The sequence below is a fragment of the Neisseria sp. P0024.S006 genome (assembly GCF_051956595.1).
In the GTDB taxonomy this organism is placed as follows: Bacteria; Pseudomonadota; Gammaproteobacteria; order Burkholderiales; family Neisseriaceae; genus Neisseria.
Genome location: NZ_JBQCXH010000048.1, coordinates 1 through 460, shown reverse-complemented (window position 1 = coordinate 460; position 460 = coordinate 1). Strand labels below are relative to the sequence as shown.

The window sequence follows — 460 nt, the reverse complement described above, 5'->3', positions numbered from 1 at the left end:
AGTTACCGCCGTCCGTTTGCCTTGGGCAACACCTCAAACGAACTCGTCGTCGGCGCGGACTACAACCGCTTGCGCAGCACCAACGAGCAAGGCCGTGCAGCCGTTGCGCGTAATGTTGCCTTGGGCGATTTCCACTCCGTTCCCTATGTCAACCTGATGCAGAACGCCCGTGCCGGCGCGCGCGGTTACAGCCATACCGTCGCTACCGAAAACCTTGACGAATTCGGCGTTTACGGCAAATCCGTCTTCCATCCGGTCGACAGGCTGTCGCTCATCGGCGGCTGGCGTTTGGGACACTACAAAATCGAAGCGGGCGACGGCGACGAGTTGCACAAAGCCAGCAAAACCAAGTTCACCGGCTACGCAGGCGCGGTTTACGACCTGAACGACAACAACAGCCTCTACGCCAGCTTTTCCCAACTCTACACGCCGCAAACCAGCCTCGGCACCGACGGCAACC

At 59.8% G+C, this 460-nt stretch carries 1 protein-coding gene; it reads left to right on the top strand.

Going from position 1 to position 460, the window contains the following annotated elements:
• On the top strand, nucleotides 1-460 hold a 460-nt coding region (locus tag ACTHUF_RS11205), incomplete at both ends, for a TonB-dependent receptor domain-containing protein (RefSeq protein WP_440407736.1).